The sequence below is a fragment of the Halovivax gelatinilyticus genome (assembly GCF_024300625.1).
Classification (GTDB): Archaea; Halobacteriota; Halobacteria; order Halobacteriales; family Natrialbaceae; genus Halovivax; species Halovivax gelatinilyticus.
Genome location: NZ_CP101322.1, coordinates 3,472,821 through 3,491,293 on the forward strand (window position 1 = coordinate 3,472,821; position 18,473 = coordinate 3,491,293).

At 60.9% G+C, this 18,473-nt stretch carries 17 protein-coding genes and 1 tRNA gene; 10 read left to right on the top strand and 8 right to left on the bottom strand.

Features of this window, described 5'->3' with window-relative positions:
* Window positions 1-344: 344 nt before the first annotated feature.
* Together NKH31_RS16510 and cyaB are read right to left on the bottom strand one after the other, a co-directional pair.
* Complete coding sequence (locus NKH31_RS16510; protein ID WP_254862883.1) at window positions 345-1,553, bottom strand: methionine adenosyltransferase; 1,209 nt, start codon at window positions 1,551-1,553, stop codon at window positions 345-347.
* 172 nt (window positions 1,554-1,725) lie between these two features.
* Complete coding sequence (gene cyaB / locus NKH31_RS16515; protein WP_254862884.1) at window positions 1,726-2,286, bottom strand: class IV adenylate cyclase; 561 nt, start codon at window positions 2,284-2,286, stop codon at window positions 1,726-1,728.
* A gap of 131 nt (window positions 2,287-2,417) precedes the next feature.
* On the opposite strand from cyaB, the gene NKH31_RS16520 reads away from it, so the two are divergent.
* On the top strand, window positions 2,418-3,434 hold the full coding sequence (locus tag NKH31_RS16520; protein ID WP_254862885.1) for an FKBP-type peptidyl-prolyl cis-trans isomerase: 1,017 nt from the start codon (window positions 2,418-2,420) through the stop codon (window positions 3,432-3,434).
* A 224-nt stretch (window positions 3,435-3,658) separates the two neighbouring features.
* Here the strand turns inward: NKH31_RS16520 and NKH31_RS16525 are convergent, their stop codons facing one another.
* Window positions 3,659-4,285, bottom strand: coding sequence for an RAD55 family ATPase (locus NKH31_RS16525; protein WP_254862886.1), 627 nt, complete (start codon window positions 4,283-4,285; stop codon window positions 3,659-3,661).
* Between the two features lie 189 nt (window positions 4,286-4,474).
* On the opposite strand from NKH31_RS16525, the gene pyrB reads away from it, so the two are divergent.
* The 3 genes from pyrB to NKH31_RS16540 all read left to right on the top strand — a co-directional run bounded on the left by pyrB (window position 4,475) and on the right by NKH31_RS16540 (window position 6,952).
* Complete coding sequence (gene pyrB, locus NKH31_RS16530; protein WP_254862887.1) at window positions 4,475-5,386, top strand: aspartate carbamoyltransferase; 912 nt, start codon at window positions 4,475-4,477, stop codon at window positions 5,384-5,386.
* Window positions 5,379-5,840: an aspartate carbamoyltransferase regulatory subunit gene (pyrI, locus tag NKH31_RS16535; protein WP_254862888.1), complete on the top strand. Its 462-nt coding sequence runs from the start codon at window positions 5,379-5,381 to the stop codon at window positions 5,838-5,840. Before pyrB ends, pyrI begins: the two co-directional genes overlap by 8 nt.
* Window positions 5,841-6,121: 281 nt before the next feature.
* Window positions 6,122-6,952 carry a hypothetical protein gene (locus tag NKH31_RS16540; RefSeq protein ID WP_254862889.1) on the top strand — a complete coding sequence of 277 codons (831 nt, stop codon included), beginning with the start codon at window positions 6,122-6,124 and terminating at the stop codon, window positions 6,950-6,952.
* Between the two features lie 84 nt (window positions 6,953-7,036).
* Here NKH31_RS16540 and NKH31_RS16545 read toward each other — a convergent pair whose 3' ends face one another.
* Both NKH31_RS16545 and NKH31_RS16550 read right to left on the bottom strand, forming a co-directional pair.
* Window positions 7,037-7,879 carry a PRC-barrel domain containing protein gene (locus NKH31_RS16545; protein ID WP_254862890.1) on the bottom strand — a complete coding sequence of 281 codons (843 nt, stop codon included), beginning with the start codon at window positions 7,877-7,879 and terminating at the stop codon, window positions 7,037-7,039.
* 425 nt (window positions 7,880-8,304) lie between these two features.
* Window positions 8,305-8,378 (bottom strand) — tRNA-Lys (locus NKH31_RS16550).
* Window positions 8,379-8,505: 127 nt separating this feature from the next.
* Here NKH31_RS16550 and NKH31_RS16555 point away from each other — a divergent pair.
* Entirely contained in the window at window positions 8,506-9,954 is a 1,449-nt protein-coding gene (locus NKH31_RS16555; protein ID WP_254862891.1) for a DHH family phosphoesterase, read from the top strand.
* Between the two features lie 47 nt (window positions 9,955-10,001).
* Here NKH31_RS16555 and NKH31_RS16560 read toward each other — a convergent pair whose 3' ends face one another.
* Window positions 10,002-10,292, bottom strand: coding sequence for a PRC-barrel domain-containing protein (locus NKH31_RS16560; protein ID WP_254862892.1), 291 nt, complete (start codon window positions 10,290-10,292; stop codon window positions 10,002-10,004).
* A 54-nt stretch (window positions 10,293-10,346) separates the two neighbouring features.
* The gene (locus NKH31_RS16565; protein WP_254862893.1) at window positions 10,347-13,499 is read right to left on the bottom strand and encodes a disk-shape morphogenesis protein volactin; all 3,153 of its coding nucleotides are present in this window, start codon (window positions 13,497-13,499) and stop codon (window positions 10,347-10,349) included.
* 258 nt (window positions 13,500-13,757) lie between these two features.
* On the opposite strand from NKH31_RS16565, the gene NKH31_RS16570 reads away from it, so the two are divergent.
* From NKH31_RS16570 to NKH31_RS16585, 4 genes are all read left to right on the top strand, one after another.
* Window positions 13,758-15,269: a phosphoenolpyruvate carboxykinase (ATP) gene (locus NKH31_RS16570; protein WP_254862894.1), complete on the top strand. Its 1,512-nt coding sequence runs from the start codon at window positions 13,758-13,760 to the stop codon at window positions 15,267-15,269.
* A 230-nt stretch (window positions 15,270-15,499) separates the two neighbouring features.
* Window positions 15,500-15,688: an HEWD family protein gene (locus NKH31_RS16575; RefSeq protein ID WP_254862895.1), complete on the top strand. Its 189-nt coding sequence runs from the start codon at window positions 15,500-15,502 to the stop codon at window positions 15,686-15,688.
* A 123-nt stretch (window positions 15,689-15,811) separates the two neighbouring features.
* Window positions 15,812-16,132: a divalent-cation tolerance protein CutA gene (gene cutA, locus NKH31_RS16580; RefSeq protein ID WP_254862896.1), complete on the top strand. Its 321-nt coding sequence runs from the start codon at window positions 15,812-15,814 to the stop codon at window positions 16,130-16,132.
* 144 nt (window positions 16,133-16,276) lie between these two features.
* On the top strand, window positions 16,277-16,756 hold the full coding sequence (locus tag NKH31_RS16585; protein ID WP_254862897.1) for a 50S ribosomal protein L11: 480 nt from the start codon (window positions 16,277-16,279) through the stop codon (window positions 16,754-16,756).
* A gap of 90 nt (window positions 16,757-16,846) precedes the next feature.
* On the opposite strand, the gene NKH31_RS16590 is transcribed toward NKH31_RS16585, so the two are convergent.
* On the bottom strand, window positions 16,847-17,461 hold the full coding sequence (locus NKH31_RS16590) for a hypothetical protein (RefSeq protein ID WP_254862898.1): 615 nt from the start codon (window positions 17,459-17,461) through the stop codon (window positions 16,847-16,849).
* Between the two features lie 373 nt (window positions 17,462-17,834).
* Between NKH31_RS16590 and NKH31_RS16595 the strand changes: the two genes are divergently transcribed.
* On the top strand, window positions 17,835-18,473 hold the full coding sequence (locus NKH31_RS16595) for a 50S ribosomal protein L1 (protein ID WP_254862899.1): 639 nt from the start codon (window positions 17,835-17,837) through the stop codon (window positions 18,471-18,473).

Consider the following 18,473-nt stretch of genomic DNA (forward strand, 5'->3'; position numbering starts at 1 on the left):
ATCGATATATTTTCGGAACCGTTCGTCTCACTTGGCTGTTCCGAAGTGAGAAACTACTGCATCTGAGCTAACGATCACACCATAGGCCCCCGAGACAGCTAGTTCACAACTGGTACCACCGAAACAGCTACGACACAACTGGTATCACGGAGGCAGCTACGACACAACTGGTATCACCGAGACAGCTACCACATAACCGATATCAGTCAATCGCCTGCCCGCGCTTCGAACGCCTCGGTGCGGAAAACATCGGTCGAAATACATCGGTCAAAATACGTCCCCTGAAACGGCGTCGAAGGTGTCACATACCGGAGTCGCGGCCAACTCTCGCCGTCGGCACGTCGTTAAAACGTCGTCAGTTCGCCGTCGATCACCCGCTTGGTCAGACCGGATACGTCGCCCAGTTCGCGGTCGACGATGGATTCGATCGACGATTCGACGGCTTCGAGGGAAACACCCTCGTCCGTGATGACGTGCACGTCGGCGACGTGCGGATGGTCTATGGGTCGACCGATCTGGCTGAGCAGACGAACCCTGAGGTCGGTGACACCGTCTACCTCGTCGACGACCGATTTGGCGATCTCCGTCGAGAGTAGATTGTAAATCTTCCCGATGTGGTTGACCGGGTTCTTCCCGCTCGTCGCCTCCATCGACATCGACCGGTTGGGGGTGATGAGTCCGTTCGCCCGGTTGCCGCGACCGACGGAGCCGTCGTCACCCTGCTCGGCGGACGTTCCGGTCACGGTGAGGTAGATAGAACCCGCCTCGTAGTCGTCTGCGGTGTTTACGTGAACGCGAACCTCCCGATCGGTGTGGCCGGCCGCGACGTCGGAGACGAACTCGCGGACCCGCGAGACGGCGTCGACGTACTCGTCCATGTCGGCGATGTGTTCGTCGATCATGGCGGCGGCGACCGTGACGTCGATCTCGTCGCCCTCGCGCTTTCCCATGATCTTCACGTCGGTTCCGAGTTCCGGGTTCCGGTCGGCGTACTCGCCGTTGAGACGGCGTTCGGCCTCGAGGACGATTCGTTCGGTCTCAGAAAGCGGCGCGTGTCCCACGCCGTAGCTCGTATCGTTCGCCATCGGAACCGGCACCTCGTCGTCCTCACCGAAGACGTCCTGGAGGTCGCCGCTGCCCTCGCCGAACTTGACGTCGACGACGATGTCCTCGCCGAACGTCAGTTGTGGAATCGTCTGTTCTAAGTACTCTCGCGCCGCACCGAGGGCGATTCGTTCGGTCGGAATCGTCCGACCCTCGAACTGTTTCGTCGCCCGACCGACGATCAGGACGTAGATCGGATCGACGACCTCGCCGCCGCCAAAGGCCGGCGCGGCTTCTCCCGCGACGAGTTGTGTCTCGTCGGTGTTGAAGTGCAAGATGGTACCCACTCGATCGAGGTACTCGCGCGCGAGCGCCTGCGAAACGTGCTCTGCGATTCCGTCGCAGATCGAGTCGGGGTGGCCGATTCCCTTTCGCTCGACGATCTCGATCTCCTGGTCTTCGATGCCGCGTCGCTCGAACGGCTCTACGCGTATGTTCCTGTCGGTCATTGCACCGACCTTGCGTCGGGCCGGTTCTATAACTTGCGAAAATGTATTTTCACGTCGAGATTACTGGCGACGGCGCGATTCGACTGCGATGAGACGGACGGTGGCCCGTATCGGACCCATCGGATTGGTGATCAGAACCCGGCGATCAGGGTATGTGATCGACTCCCTTCTATCATGACTCACCCTCGAGCATCAGTCCGAGGTAGGACGTTCGAACCTGTTCGTCGGGGTCTAACCCGAGTCGATCCAGGGTGGCAAACAGTTCGGCTCTCGTCTCGTCGATCGAGTCGGCGGTCGCCGTCCGCTCGACCTCGACGTACGTCCCGACGCCGTCGACCTCGTCCAGGGTGATCGTGACGCCGTCGAACGCGAATCGATGGCGATCTTTCCGCACCGTCGCGGCCGGTTCGAATCCGAGCCGTTCTAGAATCTCGGCCGCGGCGACCGCGTCGTCGACTTCGGTTTCGACTTCCGCTCTGGTCTTTGACGCGCGTTCGACGAGCGGACCCTTGTACGTCAGTTCGACCCGCTCGTCGCCGCTTCGACGTTCCGTTCTGATGCGCAACGCCTCGTCGGTCTTCGAGAACGTTCGGTGAGGCGCGTCGTAGTACGTGTCCACCTGCTCGACGCGGCCCTCGTCGCTCGCACCGATCGATCGCACGCGCTCCCGGACGCGATCGAGTGTTGCGGGCACCTTCACTTCGACTTCGTACGTCGACCTGGCGTCGCTCATGGGCGTAGTTTCGACGTGTTTCGATAAGAACGCCACGCTGGACGAACGCGAACGGGTCGGCCGACTGCAGCGTTCGCCGGGCGCAGGGACAAAACGTGTTCCTTAAATGTAGACGGCGGGACGTACCACGTATGACCGAGGAAGAGGAGGCCGAAGTTGACGCACCGGCCGATGACGTCGAAACGGACGCTCAAGACGACCCAGAGACGGAGACGGAGTCGACCGAGACGGAAGACGGCCTGCAGGCCGGCGACTTCATCGAGATTTCCTACACCGCGCGCACCGTCGAAGACGGGCAGCTAGTCGATACGACCGATCAGGACGTCGCCGACGAGGAAGGTATCGAAACCGACCGCGAGTTCAATCCGCGAACGATCATCCTCGGCGAGGGCCACATCTTCGAAGCCGTCGAAGAGGACGCATACGGCGGTGCGGTCGGCGACACCGGAACCGTCACCGTTCCCGCCGAAGACGCGTTCGGTACGTACGACCCCGACGCCGTCGAGACCGTGAGCGCAGAGAAGATCGACGAGGACGACCGCTACCCCGGCGCGCAGATCCAGATCGACGGGAAAAACGGCTACCTGGAGACGATCATCGGCGGTCGCGCCCGCGTCGACTTCAACCACCCGCTCGCCGGCGAGGACGTCGAGTACGAGTACGAGATTCTCGACACGGTCGACGATAGAGAACAGCAGGCCGCCGGCCTCTTCGAGATGTACGTAGACGTCGAACCCGAACTCTGGATCCAGACCGACGAGGTCGAAGAAGAGGTGCTCGTCGAACCGGACGAGGACGATGACGACGAAGACGCAGAACCGGAGTTCGAGACCGAAGTCGTCGAGAAGGAGACGGTCTACGTCGAATCGACGCCGCAGCTGACGATGAACCAGCAGTGGATGTTCTCGAAGCAGCAGATCGCCCAGGACGTCATCGACAAGGTCGGCGTCGACCGCGTCATCGTCCAGGACGTCATCGACGGCACCGGTGGAATGGGGATGGGCATGCCCGGCATGATGGGCGGCCTCGGCGGCGCCGGAGACGGCGACGGTGCGGACGACTCGAGTGGCCTCGAAGACGCTCTCGAAGACGCGGATATCGACGCGGACGAAATCGTCGAAGAACTCGAAGCCGACGCCGACGAGTAAGCCGACGTGGTCGAGTAAATCGACCCGCTGGACGTATTTATACCGCTCAATCGCCCCATGCTGGATAGACGCTTCGTAGTGACGACTGAGAGTAAACGGCGTCTCGCTTACCGAGATCTGTTCGAACCGTGGGCACCGTCGTCAGCGGGCCGAACGGACCTGCCCCAAAGCGAAGGACACGAGGCGGGACTGATCGACGAAGAATGCGACGAAGACCCGCCCGGTCAGGCGATGTCCCGACTCGTATCGATCTCGACTTCGTTCGCGAGTTCGAGTTTGATCCGCTCGGTGGGTGCGCCGCCGGCCCGGAACTTCGGAATCGTGAGGAAGTTCTCCAGTTCGGTCGCCCCGATATTCGTCTCGAGGTTGAACACGGCGTCGACCATGTGGAGCGTCGTCGATCGGTTCCGTGGCACCTGATCACTCTCCAGACAGTGTAAAACGGCGATCGAACCGGTCTCTAGCATCTGGGTTTTGAGATCGGAGAGGAACGTTCGATAGGCGTCGACGTCCGTTCGTTCGATGACGTCCATCGTATCGATGATCAGGTTGGCCCCATCGGGTAACGCGCTGACGAGACGGTGAGCATCCTCGATCGGGTCGTCTCCGGTGATGTGTCTGATCGTCGGACTCCCGACGCGCGCCTGCGTCGATTCGATACTGTGACGGATGGCGTCGTCCGACCGCTCGGTCGAGATGTAGAGCGTTCCGCGTGCGGCGGTGAGCTGGTACAGGAGCAGTTCGGACTGACTCGCCGGCGAGGCCGTGTACGCGACGGTACACCCAGGCGGTAATCCGCCGTCGAGTTTCCGATCTAACACGTCAACCCCAGTCTTCAACCGACCAGCCATGCAATCGTCCACAATTCGGGAGACCGCTCGCATAACTCTTTGCCTTCGGCAGGTGTCTCACCGGAGTTCTCGACGGGTCCGTCTGTCAGAGGGAGTCTCGATCACGCTCGGCTCGATCGGGAACCCCGGGTCACTATCATCGGAACAGATGGGGAGATTCAAGGGCCGTCCCATCCCGTATGCGGATAGATGCGTCACGGAAATCTCCTCACGAGTAAACAATTATCCAGAGCTGACGTCGAATCCGTTCTGGACCACGCGGCCGCGATCGCCGCGGGCGAAGTCGAACCGACGCGGACGGGGCAACTTCTCGGGCTGTTGTTCTTCGAGCCGAGCACTCGAACGAAAATGAGTTTCGAGACCGCGATGAAACGGCAGGGAGGTGACGTCGTCGACATGGGATCGGTCGATTCTTCGAGCGTCAAGAAGGGCGAGAGCCTCGCCGATACGGTACGTGTAATCGAGGGCTACGCCGACGCGATCGTCCTTCGACACCCGAAACAGGGTGCGGCGAAGCTCGCGAGTGAGTACGTCGACGTTCCCGTCATCAACGCCGGCGACGGCGCCGGCCACCATCCCACACAGACGCTCCTCGATCTCTACACCATCCGCGAAAGCGCGGGACTCGACGACCTCAGGATCGGCATCATGGGCGATCTAAAGTACGGTCGAACGGTCCACTCGCTGGCGTACGCGCTCACGCGCTTCGACGCACGCCAGCACTTCATAAGCCCCGAGAGCCTCCAGCTCCCGCGCGAAGTTGTCTTCGACCTTCACCAACAAGGCGCGTCGGTCCGCGAACACGAGAGTCTCGACGGCGTCCTCTCGGAACTCGACGTCCTCTACGTGACTCGCATCCAGCGCGAGCGCTTTCCCGACGAAAACGAGTACCAGAAGGTCGCGGGCGAGTATCGGATTACGACGGAGACCCTCGCGGACGCCCGGGACGACCTGACGGTGATGCACCCGCTTCCGCGCGTCGACGAGATCGCACCCGCTGTCGACGAGACGGATCACGCGACGTACTTCGAACAGGCTCACAACGGTGTTCCGGTTCGGATGGCGCTCCTCGACCTCCTCATGGGTGATGACGATGAGTGACGATCACGAACTACGAGTGAGTAAGATTCGCAACGGAACGGTGATCGATCACGTGAGAGCGGGCCAGGCGTTGAACGTCCTCGCGATCGTCGGCATCGACGGCTCTGACGGTGAGAGCGTCTCCGTCGGGATGAACGTCCCCTCCGATCGTCTGGCGAGAAAGGACATCGTCAAAGTCGAAGGTCGAGAGTTGAGCGAGGACGAAGTCGACGTCCTCTCGCTGATCGCCCCGGACGCAACGATCAACATCGTTCGGGACTACGAGGTCGAATCGAAACACCGCGTCGATCGGCCTGAAACCGTCGAAGATATACTCCACTGTCCGAACGCCGGCTGCATCACGACCGAGGACGAACCGGTCGCCTCTCGCTTCGACGTCCTCGACGACGGGGTTCGGTGCACGTACTGCGGGCGAATCGTCCGCGAGGGGATTCCGGAGCTGATCGAGCGGTAACCGGTTCGAGTATGCCGACCGTCGATAGTTACACACAGTCTCCAATCCAGAAAAGATATATCAGAAGGCGAGAAACTATCAGACGCATGTCCAAACTCGTGAAACTCTTGATACTGGTGACGATCGTCATCGTCCTCTGGAAGGTCCTCAGCGCGGACAGTCCGGAAACGATCGAATACGAACCCGACGCATAGGCTCCCCTCGGTGACAGCCGAGACGACGGACTCGATACCGCTACCGTTTTCGAACGCCTTAACCGGCCTCCGGGCGGACGCTGAGATATGTACGGCGTCGTCACGCGAAACGAAGCCGAGGTGACGTGGGTCGAGTTCGATCGCGGATTCTACGAGGTCAAAGACGTTACCGGCCGGTCGGCCGAACCGCTCGCCGAAGCCGTCAATATGGTTTCGTGTTTCGGCGACAACGCCGCCGCCGACGCGGAACCGACGCTCGTTCCCGTCGACGACGAGGGAAATCGAGCTACCCGGGCCCAGCCCTACTTCGACTGGGCGTACATCTGTCCGAGCCGAACCCAGTATCGAGACGGACTGTTAGAAATCATCGACGACTGCGTGGCGGCGAACGACGACGTTCGACTCGACGACGTCGGGTTCCCGCGGGCGGAGTACTGCCGGTGTGATGTCTGTCGAGAATCCTTCGAAGCCAGCGAGTTCGACGAGTGGGACGAGTGGCGAGCGGACATCATCACGGAATTCGTCGAGCAGGCGGTCGATCGAATTCCAGGGACGACGTACTTCACCCTCTATCCCGACCCGTATCCGGGACACCTTCACGAGCGAGCCGGGCTCGACTTTTCTGCGCTCGAACCTCACGTCGACGAGTTCGTCGTCCCGCTGTACGACACGGCATACGGAACGACCTACTGGCTCGAAACGATCGCGAAAGGGTTCGAGAGCGCACTCGAAACGCCGTTCAGTATCGAACTGTACGCCGTCGACGTCGACGTCGACGCACTGATCAACGCGGCTACGGTCGCGAACGAGTACGCCGAAAACGTGTACTTCGGCTACGACGCGAGCAACGCGCGGGCCGCCCTCCGACGGATGGACGCCGACGAGCGAAGCGGAAAGCAATTCGGTGAACCGAAGTAACCGGTCCGCACTCGCCGCCTTGTTCCCGATTACGGCGACGCCCCCATCCGGACGATTCGGAAGAAGGTCGAAGAAACGAGCGGCCTACCGATCGCTGTCGCGTGTACGACGGTCGTCGTCTGAATCCAACAGGTCGTCATCATCGTCGCCGATGTCGGTGTCGATCAACTCGTCATCGTCGTCATCCGAATCCAGCAGGTCGTCGTCATCGTCGCCGATATCGGTGTCGATCAACTCGTCATCGTCAGCATCGCCCATTCCCGAGTCTCGATCCGCCCGACTTCGGTCGGAACGATCGCCGACGTCCGACATCCCTCCCTCACGGCCGCCCGAACCCATATCCGAGCCGACGTCGCCACGAGCGCCGGTCTCGGATCCGGTTCCGATCTCGCTCCCCGACGACTCGTCAGTTCGACCGTCACCCGGACCGCCGCTCAGGCCCTCTTCGTGGCGTGGTTCGGACCGGTCGGAATCCATCAGCCCCGACTCGTCGTCGCCGATGTCGGTGTCGATCAACTCGTCATCGTCGTCACCGATGTCAGTGTCCATCAGGCCGCTGTCGTCGTGATCGGTGTCGATCCCAGATTCCCCTCCCGTTCGCCCGGACTCAGTTCCGACACCGGCCTCGCCGGTAGTGTCCCGACCGCTCGGGCTCGTTCCGCCCGCCGCAGATCGCTCACCCTCCTGGAACCCGCCGGTGAGACGAATCTCGTCGTCGGTTATTCGATCGATCGACTCCTCTTGTAGCGGGTAGGTGTTCTCGCTCGTTCCCTCCCAACCGAGCGCGGCTTTGATGCTGTCTGTGATTCCCGGATCCGGTTTGACGCGGAGCGTATCGTGCTCGACGGCGGAGACGAGTCCGACCTCCTCACCGCTCGCGTTCACGACCGTCTTCCCCACGTCATCGTCACTGAATGATGCGCACATGACAGCCCAACAGTTGACGGTTTCCGGTATGGGAGTGGTGCTTGCACATCCGCGCGTCCGTTCGTTACCTCGAATTGGAAAAAGAAACGCCGGATTACGTATCGCTCCGTTCGGATCACGTAGCCACCTGCAACGTAGTTCACCACTCACTGTCGGTCGCAGAACCTCCGCAGGAGCGGGCCGGGCGCGATTGTGAACTACGCCGAGACGGTCCTGCTCGGGCCTCGCCCTGCGCGGGCTGCGACTCGTCTACTTCAAATCGCTAGTGGCCGCTTTGCTCCTCACGTTCGTTCGTCCCAGAAGCGGGCCGGGCGCGATTTGAACACACGGTCGGACGTGCTCACCATGCTGCGCGCGACCTCCCTGCATTCAAATCGTGCCTGCCGGTTCACTCACCGATTCGCCGCGCTCATCGGTTCGTTGCACGGGCCGGGCGCGATTTGAACACGCGACCGTCTGATTAAGAGTCAGACGCTCTGCCTAACTGAGCTACCGGCCCTCACCTGTCGATTGACGTCCCGGCGTTAAAATACATTTCCTTTGGGAGCCGCGCGAGGGCGATTTCACCGACCGACGCGTTTCAATCTTCGGGAGGGTTAAGTGCAGGGACACCGACGACATGCTCAATGAGCGCGGGTGCTACGATCTCCACTGCGTCGGAATACGCTATCCTCGGCTGTGGCAGCGTCGGATACGCCGTCGCAGAGGAGCTCGTCGAGCAAGGGAAGGACGTTCGAATCGTCGACAAAGACGAAAATCGGGTCGAATCGCTTCGAGATCAAGATCTCGACGCCAGAACCGCAGACATCACCGAGTCCGCTGTGATCGACCTCATCGACGGCTGTGACGTGGTGTTGATCCTGGCGTCCGACGTCGACGCCAATACGACGGCGGTCGACCTCATCCGGTCGTCCGGGCAAGATACGTTCATCATCGCGCGCGCAAACGATCCGATTTCGGGAGACGAACTCTCCGAACTCGGCGCGGACGTGGTGATCAACCCGTCGGCCGTGATCGCAGATTCCGCCCTTCGCGCGCTGGAATCCGGCGAGCTGGCGCACAACGCGGAAACGCTCGCGGCGATCATCGAGCGGACCGATAGCCGAATGGCGATCGTCACGAAGGACAACCCGGATCCGGACTCGATCGCGAGCGCCGCTGCGATGCAAGCCATCGCGAACCACCTCGGCGTCGAATCCGACATCGTCTACATGGGCGATATCGGTCACCAGGAAAATCGCGCGTTCGTCAACCTACTCGGCATCGAACTGCACCTCTGGGAGGATCCCGCATCGAACGAGACCTACGACACCCTCGCGTTCGTCGATCACGCGAGTTCGCCGACGCTCGATCGCCCGGTCGACGTCATCATCGACCACCGGGAAACCGACGTCGAGGCGGATCCCGAGTTCGTCGACGTCAGACCGAGTATGTCCTCGACGTCGACGATCATGACGAAATACATCCAGGAGTTCGATTTAAACGTCTCCGAAGAAGTCGCTACCGCGCTTCTATACGGGATCCGCGCCGAAACCCTGGACTTCAAACGCGATACGACCCCAGCCGACCTCACCGCAGCTGCGTACCTCTATCCGTTCGCCAACCACGACACGCTCGAACAGGTCGAATCGCCGTCGATGTCGCCCGAAACGCTGGACGTACTCGCCGAAGCGATCGCCAATCGGGACGTCCAGGGCAGCCATCTCGTGTCGAATGCGGGTTTCGTCAGAGATCGTGAAGCGCTCTCACAGGCGGCGAACCACCTGCTCAATCTCGAGGGGGTGACGACGACGGCCGTGTTCGGTATCGCCGAAGAGCGGATTTTCCTCGCCGCGCGATCGAAAGACATCCGAATGAATATCGGTCGAGTCTTAGACGACGCCTACGGCGAAATCGGCGAGGTCGCCGGACACTCCACGCAGTCGAGCGCGGAGATTCCACTCGGCATCTTTACCGGCATTCAGATATCCGAAGACACCCGCGAGACGTTACTCGATCTCACCGAAGAAGCGGTCACTCGAACCCTGTTCGACGCGATGGGCGTCGAAGGGAGCGAAGGATCGAACGGGAATTGAGTACCCGGTCAGCCGTAGACGTTCACTGACAGGTCGACACCAGTCGCTCAGGCGACGACTTCTTCTTCCTCGTCGGGTTCGCGCACGCGTTCTACGACGTCAGCGACGAGAATCACGTCACCGACGGCACGGACCCAGCGATACGGGATAATCACACCCTGTCCCTGGCGTGCTTCGTGTTCGAACAGTTCTCGACTCAACTGGCCGACCGCGAGGCCGGTGACCGCCTGCGTATCGAGATCTAGCTTCAAATCCTCGACCTCGCCGACGAATACGCCGTTGTTCGTGTACACCTCGCGCCCGACGAGGGACGTGATTTCCTGCGGAGTCTCGTCCATACCTGGAAAATGGACGGCTGACTCTTAAGCGTTAGTCAGACAGACCCGTTCGTGTTACCGAACGAAAATCGCCACGGCAACGATCACTGCACCGAGGATCACCGCACCGACGCCGAGTTCGGTCGTCCCGACGGTCGAATTCAGTTCGTCGGCCGCGAGCGCACCGCCGGCGATGACGCTCGCCGCGCCAGCACCCATCGCCATCGATCCGAGCGAAGACTGACCGTTGGCCGGTCGGGCATGCTCATCGGCTGATTCGGTATTCGTCGCCTCCTGAGCCAACAGATCGCCAGTTTTCCGGGAGAGTTCGTGCATGCGCTGATCCAATTCGGCGATCCGTTCGAGCGGCTCGTCTGACAACGATTCGCCGTCCGACGACGACAGTCGCTCTATCCGTAATTCGAGTTGCGCTCGCTCGTCGTCGTGGCGTTCGAGCGTCGATTCGATCGAATCCAGCCGATCGGCCCGTTCGTCCGACCAGCCAGTGGCTTCGATGTCGTCGAGTCTCGATTCGAGGGTCGAAATCGAACTCGTCACCGATTCGAGTTCCTGATGGGACACCCCTTCGGTTGTCGACGCCTCTTCGTTGGCCGCTGAGTGCTGAAGCGTCTCGACAGCCGCGTTCAATTCGTCGACGACCGATCGAACCGACGCGATCTCCGATTTCAGCGAGGATTCGACGTCCGTGAGCGACGATTCGACCGAGTCGGTGCTCGCGACGGCTTCAGCAGCGACCACGTCCTCGATAGAGAGTGGCTCCGCACGCTCTGACTCAGATGTTTCGAGCGCATCTAACCGATCGGTGATCACGTCGTGAGTCCGTTCGAACGCATCGTAGGACTCTCGTAGGTCGGTTACCGCGTCGGGCAGCGAAGTTCCATCGTCGAGTTCGGAGACGTCCCCCGATCGGTCGATGGCATCGATCGCCGCCTCGATATCGTCGAGTCTGTCGTCGTACTCCGGCGGGATCGAGGGGGACGGCTCTCCACCGTCGTCGGTCGTCTCGAGTTCGTCCAATTCGGTACGGATCGATTCGACCGACTCGCGAAGTTCGGCGACGTCCGATTCGATCCACGCCTGCGTGTCGTCGACGCGTTCGTCGACCGATTCGAGAGCCGACTCGACCGATTCGACGGACGTCGTCAGGGTTTCGAGCGTCGAATCGACCTCCGAGACCGATTTCTCGTCGACCGTCTCGAGCGCCTCGACCGACGTCTCCAACTCAGCAAGCGTGGGCTCGATCGCCGAGACGGTCGATTCGAGCGACTCGACGTCAGAATCCAGTGACGTGACGGTTTCGTCCAAGTCGGCAACCGTCCCCTGGTGTTCGTCGAGATCGTCGTCCAGCGACTCGACCGCCGATTCAACCGCTCGCAATTCCGATTCCAGTGTTGGGAGTCGGTCACCGTGAGCTTCGAGCGTCGATTCGAGCGAGTCGACGGTGGACTCGAGCGATTCGACGACCGATTCGATTCCTTCGACGTCCGCACGCAGTTGTGAATCGATCTCGTCGACCGTTTCCTCGAACGACGACAGATCGTTCGAGCGTTCGTCCCGAAGCGATTCGAGTTCCACGTCGAGTCGTTCTTGCGTCTCGTGCAGGGACTCGATCGACGGTTCGAGGTCGCTTCGAACCGCATCGATCGACGACTCGACGGTAGACGCCAGCGCCTCGTCTCCATCAGCGATCGCCGTCTCGAGTTCGTCGACGGCGGATTCGAGGGCGGATTCGGTCGCCGTTACGGCGTCGTCGAGCCGTTCGATGTCACTATCGTGGGATTGTTCTACCGTTTCGAGGTCCGATTCGAGCGCCTCGAGACGGTCAGCGAGCGTACCCTCGGCCGATTCGAGCGCGTCGGACAGCTCGTCTGTGGCGACTTCGCGTGCCGCCAACTCCGACTCGATGGAATCGATCGTCGACGAGGCGTCCGAGAGCGACGATCGAACGGCGTCGACGGCCGATTCGAGCGACGTCAGGTCCTCGTTCGATGCCGCTTCGGTCTGAAGCGCTTCGAGGTCGTTCGCGACCGAATCCACCCGATCACCGAGCGATCCCAGCTCGTCGTCGCGGGTGCCGAGACGGTCGAATAGCTGCTCGATGGCATCGTCAGCGATCGCGTCCGCCGTCGACGCCGAGTCATCGAACGTCAATTGCGTCGTCATCGCTTCCGATGAACCTGGTTCAGCCGAGGCAGTCTCACCGTCGGTCGCCTGATGGGCGGACCACGTGACCGAATCGAATTCGTCGACATCGTCTTGTGCGGCGGCTAACGCACCACGGACGGCGCTTTCTTCGGGATCGGCCGCCCGTCGGATGCCCCTGACAGAAAACGGTAACTGAGCGGCGTCGAAGCGACCCCCGAGAAGGAATTCGACGCCCTCGACGGCCCACGGACCGGCTACGGCGACCGGAACTGAGACCCCTCGATCGAGATCCGCCGCCTCGAGTTCGATTCGAATCGCTTCGACGAGCGAGCCGGTCAGTTCGTCGTAGGACTGGGCGAGGGCGCTCTCGATGTCGTCTGCGACCCCATCGGGATCGAGCGAGAACGTCTCTAGGCGCGAGGCGACCTGCTCGTTCGCGTGGCCCGTTTCCCCTGCGGCTCGCTCGACGATCCAGTCGCGTCCCTTGGCGATCGAGAAAACGATGACCGGAACCCCGTAGTAGACGAGCGCAACGCTCGTGACGTCGGACCCGATGTAAATTCCGAGTCCGGTCAGGTTCTCATCGCGGAACTGATCGGCCACGATAGCGAATCCGGTGCTAACCGGCGTCGCGTCGTAGCCGAGCGCACCGATGGACTCGTCGATGACGGCGCGGTGGTGGTCGGTTGGTCGATCGACGTCGACGATCGTTCCGGGCGTCGTATAACAGAGACGGTTCCCCATCCCGTTTGCCAGCAAGACGCCGAGTAGGGCGTCGATCGCTGGTTCGGCGAACGGTTCGTCGACAAGTACGCCGTCGACGAATAGCGGGTCGGGCTGGTCGTCGAACGCGCTCGCGACCCGTTTCGCTTCGCTTCCGACGACGTACGTTTGCTCCTCGTGTTCGATCAACAATTCGTCCGGAACGGAATCGTCCAGAGACGACAGTTCTTCGCCCGTCGTCCGATACGCGAGTGGTCGTTCGTCTTCGATGACCGCCCCATCGAGCCCGTCGCGTGCGATGCGCGTCGTGTCCGACGCAAAATCCAGACCGTTGGCCATGGCGACCGAACGAATCAATCGCTAATGGAGTTTCGGTTTCAAATACCAGATGTGAAAATCGGAATGTCACGTCCGACGGTCCATTTCAGCCGCGGCGACGAACTATATCGAAGCTAACACGAGCGGTCGGCTTCTGAGAATCGGTTGGTGATCTACCCGATCTGTGCTCCCTCGACGAACGATCGCTTTTCGGTATCTAATCACACAGTGGAAGCGGAACCTCACCGTTATAATAGGGGAACGAGTGTTGTCTACCACATGTCCGAAACCGGGACCGAACCGCCGACGGCCGCTCGACGACTCCCCGATCCGGAGCGGGCCGCGAATATTCAGTATAATCTCTCGCTAACAGAACTTCGCGAGTTGGCGGGCGACGACGAGCGGGCGACCGAGTACGGTTCCCCAGCGTACGTGAGCGAGTATCGTTCGCGTAGTGCAGATCGAACGAAGAATGCGATCGACCACGCGTTCGACGACGACGATCACGCGATCGTTCGCGACGCCATCGGGGAGGTGTCGAACCGTGAGATGGTGTGCGTCGACCGCCTCGTCGGTCGCCACCCCGATGCGACGTACTGTTGTCGACTCTACGTTCCGACCGAATTCGCCCGGATCGCGTTGACCTGGGCGAAACTCTTCGAACCGACAGACGGACGAGACCCCGATTTTACGACCGTCCAACTGCCGGATCGCGAGGACGTGGCGATCAGAATCCTTCCCGACGAAGGGACCACCGTCGTCGTCGGAAGCGACTACACCGGAGAGGCGAAGAAGTCGTTTCTCCGGCTGTTCATGTACCGGGTCAAGACCCAGGGCGGACTCGGACTTCACGCTGGAAGCAAACGCGTGACGGTACGCGACGACGCGGACGAGCAACGGACGGTCGGACAACTCTTTCTCGGACTCTCGGCGACCGGTAAGTCGACGCTTACCTCTCACGGGTGCTGGCTCGAAGAGCCGGAATCGGCCGAGATGACCCAGGACGACGTCTGTGCGATCCTTCCGGACGGCTCCGTGGCGGGCAGCGAAGGCAAGGGACTGTACATCAAGACGATCGGGCTCACGGCCGACGAGCAACCCGCGCTGTACGACGCGGCAACGGCCGACTCCGCCGTGCTCGAGAACGTCGCGGTCGACGAGGACGGAGCCGTCGATTTCGACGACGACTCGTACACGTCGAACGGCCGCGCGGTCGTCCAGCGCGAGGAACTCTCGAGCGCCGCTGACGATATCGACCTCGATCGCGTCGACCAGATTTTCTTCATCACGCGTAATCCGCTCATGCCGCCCGTCGCGAAACTCGACGGGGCTCAGGCCGCCGTCGCGTTCATGCTCGGCGAATCGATCGAAACGAGCGCCGGCGATCCCGAGCGGGCCGGTGAGTCGATTCGCGTCGTCGGGACGAATCCGTTCATCATCGGTCCCGAAGGCGAAGAAGGAAACACGTTCCAGCAGCTCGTCGACTCGCTCGATGTCGACTGTTTCGTACTCAACACGGGGTACGTCGGCGACGAGTCGGTCGACATCGGCGTCTACGAATCGGTCACGATCCTGACCGAGATTGCCAGAGGCTCCGTCGAATGGACCGCGGACGAGCGACTCGGAATGACGATTCCGGAAACGGTTCCCGGGATCGATGTCGACCAGTTCTACGTCCCCGACCACGTCGACGAATTCGAGGACGCGATCGACGAACTTCGAACCGACCGACGCGAGTATCTCGCCTCGTTCCCGACGTTGGACGAAGAAATCGTCGACGCAGTGTACTGATCGCCACCGTATTCAGCGAGTTGGACTGACAAACTGAGACGGTTAACATTGTTCTGACGTATCTACGTCCGCCGAATCGGGCGCGAATACCGCTCGACCCCCTATCGTAGTAAATCAGCCAGTTCGGCGAACTCGTCGATCGAACCCCCGGAATCGGTCACCGCAGCGGACTGGTGCAAAAACGGCCGGTGTCTCCGTTGCTTAAGTCGACCCGGTACGTCCGACCGATAATGAGTAAAGCCGACACTTCGATATCGATCCGGACGCCCGAGGCGCGTCGGTGCGAGCGCTGTGGCCGGATCGAACGGTGGAATCAGCAGCGGGCGGGATGGGAACTCAACAACCACGATGGACGTCGACAGATCGGTTCGCCACAGTGTATTCACGAGTGGAATATTACCGGAAATTTCTCCCCGTAACGGTATCGGAACCGCTCAGAGAGAATCGGCCCAGAGCTGATCGGATCAGTATGGCGGCCCGAGGGTCACTTTTCGGCCAATCAGCATCGCTTAATCGGCTCGATCGCGTAGTCGTCTGTGACGATGACGACCGTCTATCTAACCGCCCCTGGAGATGTTGCCGACACCCTCGCTAGCGGTCTCGTCGAGGGCCGGTTCGCCGCGTGCGTAAACCAAATTCCGTGTCGATCTACGTACCGCTGGGAGGGTGACGTCACCACGGACGACGAGTGCGTGCTAATCGCGAAGACGACGTCCGAACGCTACGACGCACTTGTCGAGTACGTCAGTGACGCCCATCCACACGACGTACCGTGTATCGAGCGATTCGAAGAAACCGACGGATTCGATCCGTACGAGACGTGGGTCCGCGAGACGGTCACCGGCGAAACTGATACCGACTGACTGATCGCTCGATAACAGATGTCGTTCCTATCGCGGTCGATTTGTGGAGCGGTCGTCGATCGGTCGCATTCGTCCGACCCAGGTCGCGGTGGATCGGAGAGTCGAAAAGCAACCCTTAAAAATCGTGCGCGGGTTTGGTCTCGTATGGCTGGAACTATCGAAGCGCTCGTTCCGGGCGGACAGGCCAATCCTGGCCCACCACTCGGACCCGAGCTCGGTCCGACGCCCGTCGACGTGCAGGCGGTCGTACAGGAGATCAACGATCAAACGGCGGCGTTCGACGGCACCGAGGTGCCCGTGACGGTCGAGTACGAAGACGACGGCTCCTTCGAGATCGACGTCGGTGTCCCACCGACGGCCGCGCTGGTGAAAGACGAAGCCGGGTTCGAAACGGGAAGCGGTGAACCGCAGGAAAACTTCGTCGCCGATCTCTCGGTCGAGCAAGTGAAAAAGATCGCCGAACAGAAACATCCCGACCTGCTCGCGTACGATCTGAAGAACGCGACGAAAGAGGTCGTCGGGACCTGTACGTCTCTCGGCGTCACGATCGAGGGAGAAAATCCGCGAGAGTTCAAAGAGCGGATCGACAACGGCGAGTACGACGACTCGTTTGCGGAGTCGTAGAACGAACCGCACTGATTCTCATACCCGATCGCGGACGTTCGCACGCGAGCCGGTCACTGGACAGATGTCTCGAACGGAGCAGCGCAGCGGTTACATTTTATTGGCCGGTGGAACGGTACGCTGGTCCGGATCGGTCGCCATTCCGCCGCTGACGAGGACCCGAACACCCGCACCGACGCCCAGACAGGTCACGAGTCCGCCCACGACGATGAGTGATTCGACCACCACCGCGGACGCCCCGACGACGAGCGCACCCAGAACGATCGAGACGGCCAGCCCGTCGGTGCCGAGACGGGTTCCGATGGCCGACCCGGTCGAGACCACACCGACGGTCGCCCACGCGGGAAGTAATCCGAGCGTCACCGTGACGAGCGGAATCGCGAAGAAAATCCCGAAACTCGACTCGGAGAGGACCATGCCGAGATAGAAGAACATCCCGAGAACCCCAGCGGTCGGTATCCCGATCAGAAACGAGATGATGGGACTCTTTCGGGCGGTTTTGAGCGCTCGATTGCTGTACGCCGGGAGGACCCCGAAGAGGACCGCCCCGAGAAGGAGCGTCGAGGCCGTCACGATGGCGATCTGTTCGGCCGTCGATCGTCCGAGATAGAAGTCGATCACCGACTCGTAGGGGGTGAGTGGAACGACAGCCGCGAACGTAACCGAAAGTCCCTCGAGGCTGCCCAGTATCATCGTACTCTCCATGTTACGTCACGTCCGATATAGATTTCGATGAGACACCCTCAATAGCCTTACAAACTAGCATACAACTGGTATTCTCACCGCAGATTTAGCGTTATACGGGTAAGCCGTAATCGATTCGAAAGTGTACGTCTCTGTTGAGAGTGTGCTCGATCGACGTCCGCGTGCGATCCTGTGGCGTCAGGATAGCGGTTGCCGTACCACCATCCGAATTCTCGTGATTACATCCGGTACGGCCGGCACACCTGATGGGTGAGCGAGATTCGGGCATGGTTCGACGGGTTTAAGTCCGCAATGGCACTTTTTCAGGGTGAGACAGGCTTTGCCTGTTTCACTGACCCGTAGGAGCACACCCTGCGTACTACGGAGGTGAACGATGGCAGATTCGGATATCGAAACAGCAGTCACGAGCGCTCTCGAGGAGTCGCCGACTCGTAACTTTACCGAGACGGTAGACCTCGCGATCAATCTTCGTGACCTAGACCTAGACGAACCGTCGAATCGTGTCGACGAGTCCGTCGTCCTCCCGGCCGGCACCGGCCAGGAAACGACGATCGTCGTCTTCGCCGAAGGCGAGACGGCACTCAGAGCCGAAGACGTCGCGGACGACGTCTACGACGGCGACGAGTTAGCCGACCTCGGCGACGACGACGATGCGGCCAAAGATCTGGCCGATGACACCGACTTCTTCATCGCCGAGGAGGCGATGATGCAAAATATCGGTCGCTACCTCGGGACCGTTCTCGGTCCCCGCGGAAAGATGCCGACCCCACTCTCTCCGGACGACGACGTCGTAGAGACAGTCAACCGGATGAAAAACACCGTGCAGCTTCGATCGGGCGATCGACGCACGTTCCACACGCGCGTCGGCGCCGAAGACATGGACGCAGAAGACATCGCCGACAACATCGACGTGATTCTGCGTCGACTGCACGCGGATCTGGAGAAGGGTCCACAGAACATCGACTCCATCTACGTCAAAACGACGATGGGACCGTCAGTGGAGGTGGCCTGA

What these genes read in the sequence shown, in the direction of transcription:
- NKH31_RS16520 (WP_254862885.1), top strand. Translation starts at nt 2,418, where the DNA reads ATGACCGAGGAAGAGGAGGCCGAAGTTGACGCACCGGCCGATGACGTC.
- NKH31_RS16545 (WP_254862890.1), bottom strand. Translation starts at nt 7,879, where the DNA reads ATGTGCGCATCATTCAGTGACGATGACGTGGGGAAGACGGTCGTGAAC.
- NKH31_RS16510 (WP_254862883.1), bottom strand. Translation starts at nt 1,553, where the DNA reads ATGACCGACAGGAACATACGCGTAGAGCCGTTCGAGCGACGCGGCATC.
- NKH31_RS16585 (WP_254862897.1), top strand. Translation starts at nt 16,277, where the DNA reads ATGGCTGGAACTATCGAAGCGCTCGTTCCGGGCGGACAGGCCAATCCT.
- pyrB (WP_254862887.1), top strand. Translation starts at nt 4,475, where the DNA reads ATGCGTCACGGAAATCTCCTCACGAGTAAACAATTATCCAGAGCTGAC.
- cutA (WP_254862896.1), top strand. Translation starts at nt 15,812, where the DNA reads ATGACGACCGTCTATCTAACCGCCCCTGGAGATGTTGCCGACACCCTC.
- NKH31_RS16575 (WP_254862895.1), top strand. Translation starts at nt 15,500, where the DNA reads ATGAGTAAAGCCGACACTTCGATATCGATCCGGACGCCCGAGGCGCGT.
- NKH31_RS16555 (WP_254862891.1), top strand. Translation starts at nt 8,506, where the DNA reads ATGAGCGCGGGTGCTACGATCTCCACTGCGTCGGAATACGCTATCCTC.
- NKH31_RS16540 (WP_254862889.1), top strand. Translation starts at nt 6,122, where the DNA reads ATGTACGGCGTCGTCACGCGAAACGAAGCCGAGGTGACGTGGGTCGAG.
- NKH31_RS16565 (WP_254862893.1), bottom strand. Translation starts at nt 13,499, where the DNA reads ATGGCCAACGGTCTGGATTTTGCGTCGGACACGACGCGCATCGCACGC.
- pyrI (WP_254862888.1), top strand. Translation starts at nt 5,379, where the DNA reads ATGAGTGACGATCACGAACTACGAGTGAGTAAGATTCGCAACGGAACG.
- NKH31_RS16570 (WP_254862894.1), top strand. Translation starts at nt 13,758, where the DNA reads ATGTCCGAAACCGGGACCGAACCGCCGACGGCCGCTCGACGACTCCCC.
- NKH31_RS16525 (WP_254862886.1), bottom strand. Translation starts at nt 4,285, where the DNA reads ATGGCTGGTCGGTTGAAGACTGGGGTTGACGTGTTAGATCGGAAACTC.
- NKH31_RS16590 (WP_254862898.1), bottom strand. Translation starts at nt 17,461, where the DNA reads ATGGAGAGTACGATGATACTGGGCAGCCTCGAGGGACTTTCGGTTACG.
- cyaB (WP_254862884.1), bottom strand. Translation starts at nt 2,286, where the DNA reads ATGAGCGACGCCAGGTCGACGTACGAAGTCGAAGTGAAGGTGCCCGCA.
- NKH31_RS16560 (WP_254862892.1), bottom strand. Translation starts at nt 10,292, where the DNA reads ATGGACGAGACTCCGCAGGAAATCACGTCCCTCGTCGGGCGCGAGGTG.
- NKH31_RS16595 (WP_254862899.1), top strand. Translation starts at nt 17,835, where the DNA reads ATGGCAGATTCGGATATCGAAACAGCAGTCACGAGCGCTCTCGAGGAG.